This is a genomic window from Bradyrhizobium septentrionale, assembly GCF_011516645.4.
In the GTDB taxonomy this organism is placed as follows: Bacteria; Pseudomonadota; Alphaproteobacteria; order Rhizobiales; family Xanthobacteraceae; genus Bradyrhizobium; species Bradyrhizobium septentrionale.
The window spans coordinates 2,834,535-2,851,047 of record NZ_CP088285.1 but is presented as its reverse complement, the minus strand read 5'-3'; the positions used below and the strand labels follow the sequence as shown (position 1 = coordinate 2,851,047).

12 protein-coding genes are annotated in these 16,513 nt (G+C 63.0%); 6 read left to right on the top strand and 6 right to left on the bottom strand.

Annotated elements, in window-relative coordinates:
• The first annotated feature begins 39 nt into the window (after positions 1–39).
• Positions 40–1,383 carry an IS1380-like element ISBdi2 family transposase gene (locus tag HAP48_RS15260; RefSeq protein ID WP_166204320.1) on the top strand — a complete coding sequence of 448 codons (1,344 nt, stop codon included), beginning with the start codon at positions 40–42 and terminating at the stop codon, positions 1,381–1,383.
• A 324-nt stretch (positions 1,384–1,707) separates the two neighbouring features.
• Here the strand turns inward: HAP48_RS15260 and HAP48_RS15255 are convergent, their stop codons facing one another.
• Both HAP48_RS15255 and HAP48_RS15250 read right to left on the bottom strand, forming a co-directional pair.
• Complete coding sequence (locus HAP48_RS15255; protein ID WP_166213011.1) at positions 1,708–3,192, bottom strand: metallophosphoesterase family protein; 1,485 nt, start codon at positions 3,190–3,192, stop codon at positions 1,708–1,710.
• Entirely contained in the window at positions 3,152–4,075 is a 924-nt protein-coding gene (locus HAP48_RS15250) for a DUF308 domain-containing protein (RefSeq protein WP_166213013.1), read from the bottom strand. The genes HAP48_RS15255 and HAP48_RS15250 overlap by 41 nt, the downstream gene beginning before the upstream one ends.
• A gap of 560 nt (positions 4,076–4,635) precedes the next feature.
• On the opposite strand from HAP48_RS15250, the gene HAP48_RS15245 reads away from it, so the two are divergent.
• Genes HAP48_RS15245 through HAP48_RS15235 form a run of 3 tightly spaced genes read left to right on the top strand, consistent with a single transcriptional unit; the run spans position 4,636 to position 7,800 of the window.
• The gene (locus HAP48_RS15245) at positions 4,636–5,664 is read left to right on the top strand and encodes a catalase (RefSeq protein WP_166213015.1); all 1,029 of its coding nucleotides are present in this window, start codon (positions 4,636–4,638) and stop codon (positions 5,662–5,664) included.
• A gap of 7 nt (positions 5,665–5,671) precedes the next feature.
• The gene (locus HAP48_RS15240) at positions 5,672–6,373 is read left to right on the top strand and encodes a hypothetical protein (RefSeq protein WP_166213017.1); all 702 of its coding nucleotides are present in this window, start codon (positions 5,672–5,674) and stop codon (positions 6,371–6,373) included.
• Positions 6,370–7,800, top strand: coding sequence for a Dyp-type peroxidase (locus HAP48_RS15235; RefSeq protein WP_166213019.1), 1,431 nt, complete (start codon positions 6,370–6,372; stop codon positions 7,798–7,800). Before HAP48_RS15240 ends, HAP48_RS15235 begins: the two co-directional genes overlap by 4 nt.
• 86 nt (positions 7,801–7,886) lie before the next feature.
• On the opposite strand, the gene HAP48_RS15230 is transcribed toward HAP48_RS15235, so the two are convergent.
• Positions 7,887–11,108, bottom strand: coding sequence for an AAA family ATPase (locus HAP48_RS15230; protein WP_166213021.1), 3,222 nt, complete (start codon positions 11,106–11,108; stop codon positions 7,887–7,889).
• Between the two features lie 223 nt (positions 11,109–11,331).
• Complete coding sequence (locus HAP48_RS15225) at positions 11,332–13,023, bottom strand: sensor domain-containing diguanylate cyclase (protein WP_166213023.1); 1,692 nt, start codon at positions 13,021–13,023, stop codon at positions 11,332–11,334.
• Positions 13,024–13,132: 109 nt separating this feature from the next.
• Between HAP48_RS15225 and HAP48_RS15220 the strand changes: the two genes are divergently transcribed.
• The gene (locus tag HAP48_RS15220) at positions 13,133–13,837 is read left to right on the top strand and encodes a YggS family pyridoxal phosphate-dependent enzyme (protein WP_166213025.1); all 705 of its coding nucleotides are present in this window, start codon (positions 13,133–13,135) and stop codon (positions 13,835–13,837) included.
• A 261-nt stretch (positions 13,838–14,098) separates the two neighbouring features.
• On the opposite strand, the gene HAP48_RS15215 is transcribed toward HAP48_RS15220, so the two are convergent.
• The gene (locus tag HAP48_RS15215) at positions 14,099–14,884 is read right to left on the bottom strand and encodes a 2-keto-4-pentenoate hydratase (protein ID WP_166213028.1); all 786 of its coding nucleotides are present in this window, start codon (positions 14,882–14,884) and stop codon (positions 14,099–14,101) included.
• A gap of 115 nt (positions 14,885–14,999) precedes the next feature.
• A complete protein-coding gene (locus HAP48_RS15210; RefSeq protein ID WP_166213030.1) occupies positions 15,000–15,539 on the bottom strand; it encodes a L,D-transpeptidase family protein in 540 nt (179 codons plus the stop codon).
• A gap of 240 nt (positions 15,540–15,779) precedes the next feature.
• Between HAP48_RS15210 and HAP48_RS15205 the strand changes: the two genes are divergently transcribed.
• Positions 15,780–16,466, top strand: coding sequence for a response regulator transcription factor (locus tag HAP48_RS15205; RefSeq protein ID WP_016841446.1), 687 nt, complete (start codon positions 15,780–15,782; stop codon positions 16,464–16,466).
• Positions 16,467–16,513 lie beyond the last annotated feature (47 nt).

Below are 16,513 nucleotides of genomic sequence, written 5' to 3'. Positions count from 1 at the left end.
GCCAACCCCATCACCTCAACCGCGAACGCCAGGCCCGCCATGACCGATGATACGATTCTGCCCTTCTCGTTTCCAGCCGTTCACGCCAAGAAAGTCACAGCTGCCTTCGATGGCGGTCGGCTGACCTCGAACGGGGGCGTGATGCTTCTGGCGATGGCCGAGCGGCGTCTCGGCTTGGCCGACAATTTGGCCCGGGTGTTCCCGGATCGGCGCGATCCGACGCGGGTCGTGCACAGCCTTGTCGATATGTTCCGCGCGCGCATGTTCGCGATCTGCTGCGGCTACGAGGACGCCGACGACCTCGATCATCTGCGGTCCGATCCCGCATTCAAGCTGGCCTGCGGACGGCTGCCGGACACGGGTCGCGATCTGTGTTCCCAACCGACGCTGTCGCGGCTGGAGAATGCTCCGCGCCTGCGCGACGTGATCCGACTGACCTACACTTTGGTCGACGCATGGATGGATAGCTACCCGCGCGAGCCGGCATCCGTCACGCTCGACATCGATGATACCTGCGATGTCGTCCACGGCCATCAGCAGCTCTCGCTGTTCAACGCTCATTATGACGAACGCTGCTTCCTGCCGATCCACGTCTACGACACGGAGAAGAGCCGGCCCGTGGCGGTCGTGCTGCGGCCCGGCAAGACGCCGGGCGGCGTCGAGGTGCGTGCCCACCTGCGCCGCCTGATCCGGCATATCCGGACGCGGTGGCACAACACGCGAATTACGTTCCGTGGCGACGGGCACTATGCCCGGCCGGAGGCAATGGCGTGGTGCGAGACCAACGGCATCGACTACATCTTCGGTCTGTCCGGCACCAAGCCGCTCGCCAGAAAACTCGACGAGGCCGCCGACGACATCCGCACGCGACGCGCCATCGAGAACCTGCCGGTTCTGCGTGGCTATACCGAGACGCGCCACAAGGCAAAGTCCTGGGATCGCGAACGGCGTACCGTCGCCCGTATTGAGGCGACGATGCTCGGCCTCGACATCCGTTTCGTCGTCACCAGCCTCGATGTCGGCTCGGCCGAGTGGATCTACGACAGCCTGTATTGCGCGCGCGGCCAAGCCGAGAATCTGATCAAGCTGCATAAGACACAGCTCGCCTCCGATCGCACCAGCTGCCGTTCGGCGCTCGCCAATCAAGTCCGCCTCGTTCTCCACACCGCCGCTTATTGGCTGATGCTGACCGTGCGCGACGCGATTCCCAAAGCCCGGGAATTGGCCACAGCCGAGTTCGCGACGCTGCGTCTTCGTCTCTTGAAACTCGCTGCCCGTGTGGTCGAGACCACGAGCCGCATTCGCCTTGCGTTTGCCGCGGCATGTCCCGAAGCCGACCTGATCCGCGGCTTGCCAGGCGCGCTGCTGCCTCTCGGTCCTTGACCGGCGGGGCGTCCGCCCCCCGTTCGCCCAACCTACACCTCAAGCGCGTTGCAAAGTACGGGTCGGTCAGGCGGTGAAAAGCCGAAGGCAATCCCGCGCGCCTCGTCAGAGCAGATGTGCGGCCACATCAATCGGACTAAAAAAAGCACTCTCACGAATAGGACGGGCTAGCGAGGGCGGCAGCCTGTTCGGTGGAGGCGTTCAGGTGAGCGACGCTGAAAAGGCGACCCTGGCCGAGATATCGAGCGCGCTCGGCGTCTAACGACACGTCCGCAATGTACCAGAAGCAAATCCCCGACGCCGCGCGCTGAAGGGAAAGGGACGTCAGCCGCCTGGCGCCTTCATGTTGACGATGAATTCAACGGGCGCGTCGGGGGCCATGCCCGCGACGCCTTTGAAAGAAGCGTGCAAATCCTGCCAACGGACCGGGCCGTTGGCCGCCTGCAGCGCAAAAACAACGCGCTTCCTTGAGCGTTCAACGCGCACTTCGACGAAGCTTTGATAGAAGGGCGCATGATTGAAATCGAAGATGCCTGACAGGGTTTCGGTTGAGACGGGCCATGCGCCAAAGCGCTTGATCCAGGCCCAGACCGGTTGTTTCCATGCCGGAGTTTCGGTGTCGAGTTTGGCGCGGACGGCATCCGGACCTGGATAGAAAGCCCAGGTCTCTACCGGCAAGACATCCGGCCACCCCAGTGCGCCACCGATGCTGAGATACGCTCCGCCGCCGCCGTTGACGAAGTGATAGATCGGGCGCGCGCCGCCCGCGACGTCTTTATACTGGACATAGAACTCGAAGGCGTGGGTGTCGCCGGCCATCACGACATCGACGCCGGCGTTCTCAAGCGTTGCAAAAAGAGCAGAGAAGGCGTCGTCGCCGGTGCTGGTATCCGTACCTCCTGCATATTTTGGGTGACCTGGAATAACCATGGTGAATTTTCCGCGCGCACGCGCCAGTGCGTCGGTCAACCACGCGCGTTGCCGATCGTCTATCGTACGCAGAATGCCCGTATCGATCGCAATCAAGGCAAAGTCCGCGGTCTGAATCTCGAAGAACGGACCCCGCTGCAGGCCGTTCTGAATACCGTAGAGTTCGCGAAGTCGCTGTGCCCGATCAACCAGCCGATCGATACGATTGGTGCCGGTACTGGTGAGATTGAGGTCAGTGTCGGCACGCGCCGCCAGCGCTGCGCGCGCGGCTTGCGGCTCCAGGAAGTTGGCGTTGAAGCCTTCCAGCGCATCGAACCAGTCATGGTTGCCCGGGATCGCATAAATGGGCTTCCTGAATCCCTTGAACGGCAGGTGAAAATTCTTCTCGTAATCCGCCATGGCGCCGGCCGGATAGATGACGTCGGAAGCAATGATGAGGAACTTGACATCGTCCCGCCGTCCGATCTCCAGGTAACGCTCGATCAGTGCGTATTGCGACGCATCGCCTTCGCCGGGATCGCCGATGACGATGAAGCTGAAATCCTGATCGTCGATTCCTGGCGGAGCCACCCGAAACAGCTTGTCGATTTTCCCGCCATAGGCCGACAGGACGCCGTCGACCATGCCGGCACGCCAAGTGTCGACGCGCAGTTCGGCCATCTTCTGATAGAAAGCGCTCGCCCAGCTTTCCGTGTTGAAGTACCAGGTGAATCCCCAGATCGTGTTGACGGCAACAAACAACACAGTGAGCGGCAAGCCAAGGCGGATCGTCAAACCCACGGCTGAGGAAAGCGAACTTCGCGCGTCGCGCAGCGATGCTGCGAACGACAGTCGTGCATCAGTCCACCCCCGAACCAGACGCCGCGGCAAAGCTTGCAACTTGACATCCTGTCCGGAGAACCGCAGCCGCCATGCTATTCGCTCGAAGGGACGGGTCAGCAGCCGCCAGCCCAAGCGCAGCGGTAGTACCAACAGCGCTCCAAACAATATGGCCATCAGGATCCCCGACGGTGGCCACGACCGGAGAGATCAGACCGAGCCAGGTATCGCTGGATTCCATGCGGGCGAGGTGCACGACAAACAGCACCGCGCCCACGACCATCAGCCACTGCAATTCGGTGCGTCCCACGATGGGCGCGCTTGATGCACGGGATGCGAGCCCTGCGGCAAACAGTTCATGGCTGTCGAAGTTGAGCCTGTTATCGGGGTGCTTATTGGTCGCATCGGATGTGTGGTCACGCTCTCGGTGCTCCGTCGGCGCCACAAGCAGGCGCCATCCCGCCGAGGCGGCATACCCGGCGACCGCTACGCCGAGCGCGATCTGCAGACCAAGTGTTTTCCATACCCAAAAGCCAATCAGAGCCAGCATGAAGCTGGACAGGCCGTTTACGATCGCGACCGTTCGCGACGTGCCCGATGGAGGCCCGAAGACCGCTTGACTGGCTTTTACGACGCCATCGACCACCAGAAACGTCAGAAATATCGCGACAACACCAGAAGCAACCAGGGACGGACTGAGATACAGGACAAGGGCGGCAGCGGTCGCAAGAATGCTGGTGACATACGAAGCCGGATGGGTCCGAAGCTGCGGACTGGCAAGAGTCTGGTAAAGGTCGGCCATCGCAACCGCCAGCATGGGAAGGCCGAGGAATTGCAGGGACCAGGTGCCAACCGCGAACGGCGCCGCCAGCGCCAGCCCGCCGATTACGACGAGCCCGATGCCGGCCGTCACGCGAGTAAGATGTGCGGACCAGTGCCGCATCAGCGAATGCCTATTTGCAGCATTTTCTCGCTCGCAAGCCCACCGGATGCACCGAAAAGTCTAGTCTGAGCGACCGTTGCGCGCGGCAATCTGTCCGCAAAGGAGACCCACTAACTCGCGTCGTCTGATTGCCGTGCCCACGGCCTTCGGGCCAAGCCTAGCATATTTCCCTGCCGAGATTCCGGCCGGATCTGCTCAAACCCCTCGTCGCCAGATCGGATGAAAAACGACGGTGGTTGCAGAAGCCAACAAGATTCGACTTCCGCTTCGGGTCAAAAGCCAACGTTTTCAGGAGGCGCCGCCAACGCCGAGCACGGCGGTGCGTACCGTCCAGCCAACCACTCTAGGGGTCCGCGCGTGCGCCATCGGGAGTGTCGAACCTATTCGCTTCAAATTGCGCAGAGCTCTGTTCGGCAAACTTTGTGAACGACGTCACATATCCGGCCGGCGATCGAATGTAACATCGGCGCCAGGGGCGCAGGATGAACTCGATCGACAACGCTAAAAGCACCGAGCGTCCCGACGGCACACCCTCAGCGGTCCGTGCAATGGAGCGGGGCATGGTCGATCCATCAGAAGCAAAGCGGCTCGTCGAGGTCATCATCAAGAACTTGCCGGCTCCGGTCCCCGGGCAGCGGCCGGTTCACACGCTCGGCATCGGCGTGACAGGCAAATTCGTGGCGTCGAATGTCGCGCGCACCTATTGCACCGCGGAGCATTTCAACGGAAAGCCCGTCGACGTGTCGGTGAGGTTCTCCAACGGATTGGGGGGGCCGGAGCGGCATGATGGATGGTCCGATGTCCGGGGAATGGCGACACGTTTTCACCTGTCGGACGGGACGGCAAGCGACCTGATCGCCACGACGCTTGCCGAATTCTTCGTCCGCAATGTCGAGGAATTTTTCGGATTCTCGGAGGTCGCGACGCTCGCGCCGTATCAAAGAGAGACCTGGTGGCGCAAGCTTGGCGACCTCTTGCAGCTGAAGGTGCCTAGGCGCAACCCGTACCCGAGCGAGACCAAGAGTGTCGATGCGGGAGCACTCCATTACGCCGACCAGCACCGGTTTGCACAGCTCGGAATATTTCAGGTCGGCCTGATCGGCGCGCCGGTGAGCTATGCCCGCGCGGCCTATCACGCCGTCCACACCTTCTGGGTGACGGCACCCAATGGCGTTCGCCGCCCCGTTCGCTTTTCCTGGCAGCCGGTCGCAGGCGTTTGCAACACCGATCCCCTCGCCGCGCCGCGCGATGACTATCTGCGCGCGGAGCTGCGAGACCGCCTGCGGCGGTGGCCGGCCCGATTCATGCTGATGATGACGATCGGCGAATCGGGCGATGAGCTCAACGATCCCACAAAGCCCTGGCCGGGGACACGAATCCGGATCGCCATGGGGACCCTGACGCTGATCAAGGTGGCCGAAGATCAGGAAAAGGCCGGCGAACGCATCAGCTTCAATCCCAACCGTCTCGCGCCCGGCATCGAACCCTCTGAGGATCCGATCCTCAAGGCCCGCCTGGGCGCCTATGAAGCCTCGCGTGAAATGCGCGGCGGGTGTCCGTTCAAGTGGAGGCCGGATGATGCCAAGTGATGCAGGTGTGCTCGATCGCTTTGTGGACTGGTTGCCCACGACCCTCTTCTTCAAGCGCGCGGCGTCATGGATCCTGGTGCCCTACTGGGCGCGAAAAACGCCGGTGAAACCTCTGCCCGGTGGTCCCCACGCGTCGTTCCAGCACGGTGACAATGTTCAGTGCATGATGAATCTGATCATGCCGCTCAAGGTCAAGTCGCCGATCGGACGAGCGGAAGCCGCGCTGGCGATCGCGCAAAACAAGGATGCGATCTATGCCGGATTGAACAACGTCGGCACGGTGCACTTCGCGCGCTTCGTCATCGTCGGCGACAACATTTGCATGTTCTCCGTCTATGACGGGGATTTCACCAATTACATTCGTGACTTCATCGCCACGATCGGCAGTGTGTTCGATGCCGTGGTCGGACTCGTCGAAGGCGGAGATGACGTGATCCCTTGCGAGAAGAATGTCGATGCGTTCATCCAATGGGTGCACGAGCGCGACCTGTACCAGGTGCCGGACACCGCCACCGATTTTCTGAGAGATCAGGAAGCCTTGAATGGAGACAAGGCCGTATCACCCGTCAATGACGAACTGACCCTGCTGCCGCGCAAACTGGTGCTGCAGCTTCGCGCCAATCCGAACGTTTCGCTCGGCAGCGGCTACCGGGCCTATCCCGGATTTTCGGCGGCTCAGGTCCGCGAACGATTGGAACTGGGCTGGTGAGCGCCATGATCAACTTGGCTGATCTGCAGGGCAATATCTTGCGTGGCTACACCAAGAAGCCGTACGTGCGCTACCTCATCCTGGAAGTCGCCGATCGCGTGGCGGCCAGGCGCTGGCTCGCCGCCTCGACATCCGGCCGCAGCGATGGTGTTCCGCAGATCACGAGCGGAGACTGGGGGGCAAGCAAGCCGGACACCTGTTTCAACATCGGCCTGACCTACGAGGGATTGCGCGCCCTCGGCACGCCGAGCGCTTCGCTTGAAATGTTCCCGAACGAGTTCATCGAAGGCATGACCGCCCGCGCCTTGAAGCTCGGGGATGTTGGACCGAGCGCGCCGGAAACCTGGCCGAAACCTTTCAACGAGCCCAAGCGGATCCATCTCATCGCGACGATCTACGCCGAGCAGGCCGAGCAGCTGGACGACGTCCAGAAGCGCGCCCTCGCCGACACAAGCGCCGTCACACTGGTCGGCACCCGCGAGGGCTGCAGCTTCCCCGATGACCGCGTTCACTTCGGCTACCGCGACAACATCATGCAACCAAGGTTCGAGGGCATTCATGACTCGGATCGCTATGACGACGGTCAACCCAGGGCTCCGCTCGGCACCGTATTGCTGGGGCATCGGACCAACCTGGAAGGTTTGATGTGGCGGGTTCCTCAGCCCGAAGAGTTGGGACACAACGGCACCTTCAACGCCTTTCGCGTGTTGAAGCAGGACGTCGCAGGCTTCGAGGAATATCTCGATCAGGCCGCCGACGAATTGCTCAAGGACACCCGGGCCGTCGGCGAATTGCTGCCGCCCGGCGCTGAAGCGAAAATCTGCCAAATCCTCTCGATCGAAGGCCCGACGCCTCGGGCTGCCCTGCGCGAGATCGTCGCCGCCAACCTGTGCGGCCGATGGCGCGATGGCACGCCGCTGGCCCTTTCGGCAGACGTGCCTGATCCCAATCTCGTCAAGGCGGCGGATTTCGACTACGTCGGCGAGTCCCGTTGTCCCTACGGAGCCCATATCCGCCGGAGCAACCCGCGGGGCGGACAGATCGTGCAACGGGTGGCGAACAACAGCCGGCGCCTGGTTCGGCGAGGCGTGCCTTACGGGCCAGCCTATGATCGGACGCAGCCGCGCAAACCCGAACCGGAGCGAGGCCTGCTGGGCAACTTCATAGGGGCAAACCTTGGGGCCCAGTTCGAGGCCATGTCCTGCGATTGGCTGAACCTCGGCCTGCAGGATCCGCGCATCACCGGATCCAACGATCCGGTCACGGGCGCCAACGATCCGGCCGCCAGCTGGTTCGACTTGCCGCTCAAATCCGGCAGCACGATCCGGCTGCGGGGATTGCCGCGATTCGTCAGTACCCAGGGCGGCGCCTACGCGTTCCTGCCGAGCCTGCGGGCGATCCGCTATTTGGGATCGCTGACGACGTAGGTCGCCCAAACACAGGTGCGCGCGAAAGAAGTGCGTAAAAGCAAGCCCGTTCCGATTCCATCGGAACGGAAACGGCGCTGGATTGGCTAGCTCAGCAGCCGCACCAGGTCATCAGCCTCACGCAGATCGCGGGACGTTTCCGCGGATGCAAATTTCGCCCGGGTCGAGATCAGCAGGTCTCGTGCTTCGGCGCGTCTGGATGCGCTCTCGCTGGCGCCGAGCAAGCGCGCGATGCTGATCGCCGTGCGCAATTCCCAACCGACCGCCCCGAGCTTCCGGGCAGAGGCAAGCGAGCGTTTGAACAGGCGCATGGCAGCCCGGTCGTCTCGCAATGGTTCCTGGCACAACAGCGAGCCGTGGATTCGATCGATCTCGGGAGCAGCCCAGCGCTCGCCGGTTCGCTTCACCAGGGACGCAGCCGAAGCCGCGAAGCTTCGGGCCCTTTCGATCTGCCCGATCCGTCCGAATTCGGTGGCGAGCAGAATCCGATAGAGCGGCATCTGAATGCACCGATCCTCGACGGGTAGTTTTTCCAGCAGGCCGCACAATTGCTCGAGCACCTTGGGCGCAGAGCCTCGTGCCGCCAGCGCAGAGGTCGCCCATAACGGACCAATGACCCGGTACATCGGATAGCCAAACTCATCGGCGACCTTCAGGCCGCGTTCGACGCTGGCAAGGTTGGCCGCAAGATCGCCTTCATACCAGTGATCGGACACGCCAAGAATGGAGGCAAATGCCAACATGAAGGGATGCCCGATCTCATTGGCGAGCTGCCGCGCCGTCTCACAGCACTCTCTGGCCCGGCCGGGCCGACCCAACAGCCATTCGATGTGTCCGGAATAGACCAGCGACACGATCAATGGATCATGCTGATAGATCTGGACCAGTTTGCCGTGATCACGAGAATTGTAACGGGCGCTGATCAGCGCGGCGAGCTCGCTCGCCTGCTCCAGACGACCGAGAAAGAAATTGGCGATCAGGGCGGCGGTGTACGCCATGAGGGCAGCCTCGTCGTCGCGCCACTCCTCGGCCCTCCGGACGAAATCCTCCGCATGCTCGAGGCCCTTGGTGAGCTCGCAGTTGACCAGCTTCGCTATGGCACTTCCCCACAGCACCGTCGCCTTTTCGCGCGTGGTGCCATGGCTCGCGCAAAGCTTGAGTGCGCGACTGTAGGATCCATAGACGTGCGGATCGGACCACCCTGCGTTCGCGGTGTAGGCCATCGCCAGGTTGGATTGCAGCGCGATTTCAGCTTCGAAGCGCTGCTGTGAAGCGGGCAGCCGCGGAATCAGCGAGAGGCCTTCGCGCAGATGGGCCACGGCCTCCTTGGTGGCTGATCGGCGGAGCGCCGATTTGCCGGCCTGGAGCCAGGCCTCGATCGCTTCCGGAATGTTGCCTGCGCGCGCATAGTGATAGCCGAGCACGGCAGGCTGACTGCTCTCCCGGATCGCGGCCTCCTGAAGCATCCATGACGCGACGCGCGCATGGAGCTCGCGCCGTTCCTCCTTGAGCAGCGAGGAGTAGGCGGCCTCCTGTATCATCGCGTGCCTGAACGCGAAGATGGCGCCCTGGGATTGCTCGACGCGATACACGATCTCTGCGCTCTCCAGCGCCCGCAACGCGTGTTGCAGCGTTTGGTCCCTGCCTGGAAGGACGTTGAAAATTCCTTCATAGCTGAATTGCCGCCCGAACACGGAGGCGATCTGGGCGACACGCTTGGCCGGACCAAGGCGATCAAGGCGCTCCATCAGTGAGTCTTGAATACTCGACGGCACCAACGTTTCGGGCAATTTCCTGCTCAGCGTCAAACCGTCAGCGGTGCGCTCGACCGTGCGGGCATCGATCACGGCCCGCGTAAACTCCTCGATGAAAAGTGGCACGCCATCCGTTCTTGCAACGATCTGGCTGGTGATCCGGCGTGAGACGACATCGCCGCCGGCAACGGCTGCAACCATTTGCTCGCATTCGTGCGGTGCCAGCTTTTGCAGAGCGATCCGTCGAACTGCCGAGCCCGGCAACCAGTCTGCCTGGTAGTCATCGCGATGCGTGATCAGGATCATCACCCGCTCGCCAGAACAGCGAGCTGTTATTCGTCCCACCAGTTCGATGGTGGTCGGGTCGATCCACTGGACGTCCTCCGCGACAATCAGGATGGGCCGCTTGCGCGAGGCCGCGATGAGAACATCGATGAACGCCTGAAAAGCCCGGTCGCGCTCAAAGGGAGACCCGAGGTCCACGGGTTCGTATTCCGAGCAGGCAGGTATCGACAGGACAGCCCCGTAGTAGCTCAGCGCGTTCGTGACGTTGGGGGCTTCTCTTGCCAAAAACGAGCGCAATTTTGCCAATGCGAGTTCCGCATCGTCGGCCTCCTGGATGCCGGTCACGCGCCTGAGCCGCTCGATTTCCGGGGCAAGCGGCGTGTTGACGTGGAACGGCGAGCATTGCAGCGACACAACACCGCGGCGCGAGGCATCAAGTGAGCTGCGGAACTGACGGATCAGGCGTGACTTGCCGATGCCGGGCTCGCCGGAAATGACGCCGATATGTCCTGAGCCCGCGACCGTCTGCTGCCACATCTCGGCAAGCAGTGCGCTTTCGCTGGTCCGGCTGATCATCGGAGCAAGAGGCAACCTCTGCGCCCTGTCGAACCGGCTCTCGCTGGGCGCGAGAGCTTCCGCACTCCAGGCGTCGACCGGCTCCTCCACGCCCTTGAGCGGTCGTCTGCCAAGCGGCACGTAGTTGAATGTTCCGCGGGTCAGCTCGTAAGTGCTCGCCCCGACCACGACGCCATTCTCGCCGGCGAGCCCTTGCAGGCGGGCCGCGACATGTGCGGAGCTGCCGAACACTTCCCGCCGTTCGGGGGGCTCGCCGGGCACGCTGCCGACGACGACCACCCCGGTATTCACCCCGATCCGCACACCAAGGCGGACGAAGCTGCCATCCGACAGCGGAAACTGATGTTCCTTGATCGCCGCGGCGACCGCCAGCGAAGCACGCACCGCGCGTTCGGGATCGTTTTCATGCGCTTGTGGCACGCCAAAATAGGCCAGCAATCCGTCGCCAATCAGTCTGGCGATGTGGCCGCCATAGCGCTTGATCTCCTCGTCACAGATATCGCGGTAGGTTTTGATGATCGCAAAGAATTCTTCGGGATCGATGCTCTCACTCAGGGGTGTCGAGCCGACGATGTCGACAAATGCCACGGTCAGCTGCCGGCGTTCGGCATGCGGAGCCTCGCTCCCGACATTCGTCGGCAACCGGGTCCACTGAGGTTCGCTCGCCTGATCCGGATTCGGCAGGCTGCTCATGACGCCACCATGTTCTGGTTCCGCCGTACCTGCCGCGAGGCCAGGTAGACGGCAAGTCCCCGTTGTCGCTGCCAATCCTGCGCTCAGGCAGCCGGTTCCAAGGGATAGAACACCATGTGCTCGCAGTCGTACAGCTGATTTTGCGCCGGAAAATGCTGCTTTGGAAGGGCGACGCGTCCGCCTCTCTTGAGGGCGGGTCCACCACCGCTGCACGGCGATACAGTCAGCTCGCCAGCGCCATGCCGGCTTCGTCCAGCGTCTGTAGGAACCCGTGCTCGATCACGGCGTTGCGGCCGCGGCGCTTGGCGGCGTAGAGGGCGGCATCGGCGGCTTCGATCAGATCGCCGGGACGCTGGGTGTCGTTCGGTTTTGTGGTCGCGACGCCGACGCTGACGGTGACGACGCAATAGCTCGAGGGCGCATGCGGCACCGCGAGGCCGAGCACAGCGGTACGCACCGTCTCGCCGATCGCGAGCGCATGTGCGGCGTCGGTGTTCGGCAGCAGCAGGCAGAATTCCTCGCCGCCATAGCGGCCGGCAAAGCCCATGGTGTCGGCGGCGATCCCGGCCAGGGTTTCGCCGATCCTGGTCAGGCAGACGTCGCCCTCGGGATGGCCGTAGGTGTCGTTGTAGAGCTTGAAGTGATCGACATCGATCATCAGGAGCGACAGCTCGCAATCATATTGCTGCGCCCGCATCCATTCGAAATCCAGCCGGCTCTGGAAGCCGCGGCGATTGGCAAGACCGGACAGCACATCGATCGAGGCCATCACGGTGAGACGGTCATTGGACGCGACGAGCTCGCGCTCGCGCTGGCTGAGTTGCGCCGCCATCGCGTTGAAGGCGCGCGCCAGCGGGACGAATTCCGCCGGCAGCCTGTGCTTGGCGACGCGCGCCGACCAGTCGCCCTCGCCGAAGCGCCGTGCCATGCTGGTCATCAATTCGATCGGATGGATCACGAGCCGTTCCGCGCCGACGAGGGCACCCAACAAAACGAAAAGGCAGACGAAGCCGAGCTGCAGATAGGCGGTGCGGATCTCGCGGCTGATCGCCGCCGTCACCTTGGCCTCATCCATGCTGACGATCAGCCGCGACTGCGTTCCGGTGATGCGGGCGAAGCTCAGCGTGCGCTGGCCGCCGTCGGCTGCGGTGAACGACACCGAGCCGGATGGTTCGTCATAGCTCAGCGCCTTCTCGGCAATCGCCGCCATCAACGGGATGGTGTCGAGCGAGCGGCCGATCAGGCTCGCATGATCCGCCGGTGCCGCGACCACCACACCGGTCGAGTCGACCAGCACCGCCGACATGCCGGGCTGGCCGCCGAGATTGGCCATGATCTGCGACAGCCAGTCGATATTGATGCCGGCGACCACGACGGCATCCTGCTCGGGATTGATTGCGGCCACCGGATAGGCCGCCATCATCATCGGTCGGCCATTGGTCCTGCCGCGCAGATAGTCGCTGAACACGAAGCCGCGGTTGTCCTGCGCCTTCTTGAAATATTCGCGGTCGCCGATATTCATCCCGACCTGGCTGTTGAGGGTCGAGCACTGCACCAGCCCGTCCCTGGAGACGAACATGATGCTGCGGATCCAGGGCAGCACCGTCGGCAGGCTGGCGCGCAACACCTCGCAGCTCTGTCCGATGCCGCCGGAGGCACGGATATAGGCGGCCGATTTCAACATGGTCTCGACCGAGGAGACCACCTCGCGCTGGGTTTCGGCGGCGTGCGCGGTCAGATTGGCATAGCCGGCGGCGGCATGCGCGATCTGCGTTGTGCGGAAATTTTCCAGCGTGCGGACGCGATCGAGCATCAAGGGCGCGACCAGCATCAGCGCAAGCAAGGCCAGCCGGGCGCGAATTCCCAGAACCTTCTTGAGTTTGACGCGGTTGCGGTTGAAATTGACGCCCGACATTCTATTCCCTTGCCCGTGCGCAAGGTAAAATGAAGGGCTTCAAAAAGCCTTTCCCGAATTTGGTAAAATTCGAGCCAACCCCCGCATCCTGTCAGAGAACGGCACAAGCATGACGCAAAGCCCGACCACGCCGTTATCGGCCGATTCACCACACGGCCTCGCCGCCGTGGAGCGGGAGATCGCGCATGCCTGCAAGGAAGCACGGCGCGACCGCGCATCGGTGACGCTGATCGCGGTGTCGAAGACCTTCGCTGCCGACGCAATTTTGCCGATTATCGGCGCGGGACAGCGCGTATTTGGCGAAAATCGCGTGCAGGAGGCCAAGGGCAAGTGGCCGGAGTTAATCCAGGTTAATCCAGGATTGAAGCTGCATCTGATCGGGCCGCTGCAGTCGAACAAGGCCAAGGAGGCGGTCGCACTATTTGACGCGATCCATTCGGTGGATCGCACCAGCATTTGCGAAGCGTTAGCCAAGGAAATCAAAAATCAGCAGAAGCACCCGGACCTGTTCGTCCAGATCAATACCGGCGAGGAGCCGCAGAAGGCCGGCGTCGCGCCGCAGGACGCCGATAGCTTCATCGCGGCGTGCCGCGACAAATATGGCCTGCCGATCTCGGGGCTGATGTGCATCCCGCCGGTCGACCAGGCGCCGGCTCCGCACTTTGCCTTGTGCGCCAAGATCGCCGCGCGCAACGGGCTGAAGAATTTGTCGATGGGCATGAGTGCGGATTTTGCCGTGGCGATCCAGATGGGCGCCACCCATGTGCGGGTGGGCTCGGCGATCTTTGGGACACGGACGGCGGTGCACGCGTAGCGGCGTCGGGGCTTCCGCTAGCATCACACCGCGGACTGCCGTCATCGAACCCGTCATCCTGAGGAGCCGCGAAGCGGCGTCTCGAAGGATCGACGGCCACCAGCCGGGCCGTGCATCCTTCGAGACGCCGCTTCGCGGCTCCTCAGGATGACGGTATTGCCTTGGTCGTTGGAAGGATGTCTGATCGCGTGCCCTTTTCTGAGGCCGCGAAGTATGGGTCCCGGCCTTCGCCGGGGCGACGGTGTGTGGCGCCTGCGCGGGTTACGCGAACTTCACCGACACTTTTCCGATCGCGCCGAAATCCGCCTGGAAATGATCGCCGGCCGCGATCGGCAGCGGCGGGTGGCAGGTGCCTGTGGTGACGACCTGCCCTGCCCGCAAGGTCAGCCCGAGCGCGCGCAGCTCGTTGGCGCACCAAGTGAGTGCTAACAGGGGATCACCGAGCACGTTCTTGCCGTGGCCGGTGTAGCGCTCGCCGCGCAGCGTGATGGTCGGACGCTGCTCGACCAGATCGATCGCGCGCCAGTCTGCTAACGTTGCTTCTCCGAGCACGAACAGATGCGCGCAGGCGTTGTCGGCGATCAGCTGCGCTTCGCCGGCGGAGACGAAATCGGCGAAGCGTGAATCCGGAATCTCGATCGCCGGATGCAGCGTGGCGACGGCGTCAAGCACCTCCTGCACGCTGTAGGGCGTCGCGCGCGGCACGAGATCGCGTGCCATGCGGAAGGCGTATTCCGGTTCTCCGACGCGCATCGCGTTGCCCTTCATCGACGCGGTGCCGCCATCTGCAATCAGCGTCTCGGCGAGGATGCGTCCGGCGAGCGGTCCCGCGACATTGATGTGCTTCTGGCCGGCCTCGCTGGTCGCCGCGATCTTCCAGCCGAACAGTTTTTCGCGCGACGTCTTCTCCAGCGCCGCCTGCACTGCATAGCCCTCAGCGCGATCGCGCGGCCGCATGGCGCCGTCGAGCGCGCCGAGTTTTGTTCCCGCGTGCCAGTGATCGTGCAGGACTTTTGCGGCGGCTGCGATTTGGTTGTGGTCGAGCATGGTTTTTCGCTCCCCCGGAATCATTTTTGGGAATGTTTTCGTGTTGTGCGCAATCTCAGCACAAACGCGTCGCGCTTGTCGCGTGGGAAAACCGATGCTCAGCTATTCCACCACTCTACTCGATGACGATCCTGGTCTGCGGCGACATCCGCCGCAACAGCCGCAGCATCGACGCCTTCGTCATCGAGACGCAGCCCGCGGTCGGCCCGAAATTCGGCCGCGCCAGATGCAGGAACACGGCGCTGCCGCGGCCGGCGATGCGCGGTGCGGCGTTGTGGTCGATCTCGACAATGAAGTCGTAGAGATGATCCGCGCGGGTCAGGCGGTCGCCGCCCTGCTCCCCCGCGAGCCTGATCGGCTGGTTGTAGTGGCGATCTCTGGGGTCCTCGCACCAGGCATCCTCGCGGCGGATCGGCCGGGCCGGCAGCAAGGTCTTTGGCAGACGGTGCCGGTCGGCGCGCCACCAGAGTTGCCTCGGATGGAAGATGCCGCGCGGGGTGCCGCCGTCGCCTTCGCGCTTGTTGGCGAGAATTCCGCCGCGCCCGAGCGCCACCGGCACGGTCCAGCCGTCGGCCGAAAGCCAGCCGCGGCGCGGGTCGCCGGCGGCACGCCGGACTTCGATGAGCGAGAGCGGATGATCACGTTTCTCTGTCATATAAGTGATTGAAATAACTGATGTTCCTTTCAGAATCGTTCCAAACTGAACTTGCCTTGGACGAGCAGATCATTCTATCTCCCGGCATTACAGGACATTCACGTCCTGCCCCGCCGGATTTGAGGTAAGCTGCGTTGCCTTGTGAATCGGTAACGATCGCCTACCTGAGAGCGTATCTAGCCTACGTACGGCCATAAGCGCTGCCCGCTTCTGACCGCCCCGCCCCCGAAGGATGACCCTATGGCCAATGCCCGCAAGATCTTGATCGTGGATGACGATACCGATCTGCGCGATACGCTGGTCGAGCAGCTGTCCCTGCACGAGGAATTCGAAGCCTCCGCAGTCGACACCGGCGCCAAGGGCGCCACTGCCGCCAAAGCCAATTCCCCCGATCTGGTCTTGATGGATGTCGGCCTGCCCGACACCGACGGTCGCGAAGTGGTTCGCAGCCTGCGCAAGGGCGGCTTCAAGGCCCCGATCATCATGCTGACCGGCCACGACACCGATTCCGACACCATCCTCGGCCTGGAAAGCGGCGCCAACGACTATGTGGCCAAGCCGTTCCGCTTCGCGGTGCTGCTGGCCCGGATCCGGGCGCAGCTGCGCCAGCACGAGGCCAGCGAGGACGCGGTGTTCTCGGTCGGCCCCTACTCGTTCCGCCCCGGCTCGAAGATGCTGACCGGCGCCAATGCCAGGAAAGTGCGGCTGACCGAGAAGGAAACCGCGATCCTGCGCTTCCTCTACCGCGCCGGCCAGATGCCGGTGTCGCGCGAGACCCTGCTCCAGGAAGTCTGGGGCTACAATTCCGGTGTCACCACCCACACGCTGGAAACCCACATCTACCGCCTCCGCCAGAAGATCGAGAAGGACGCCGCCAACCCGGAAATCCTGGTGACGGAAGCCGGTGGCTACAAGCTGGTGCCGTGATACGCTTCGCGCTCAACGATTCGTGAAATCGAGGCGCACCGCGGTTA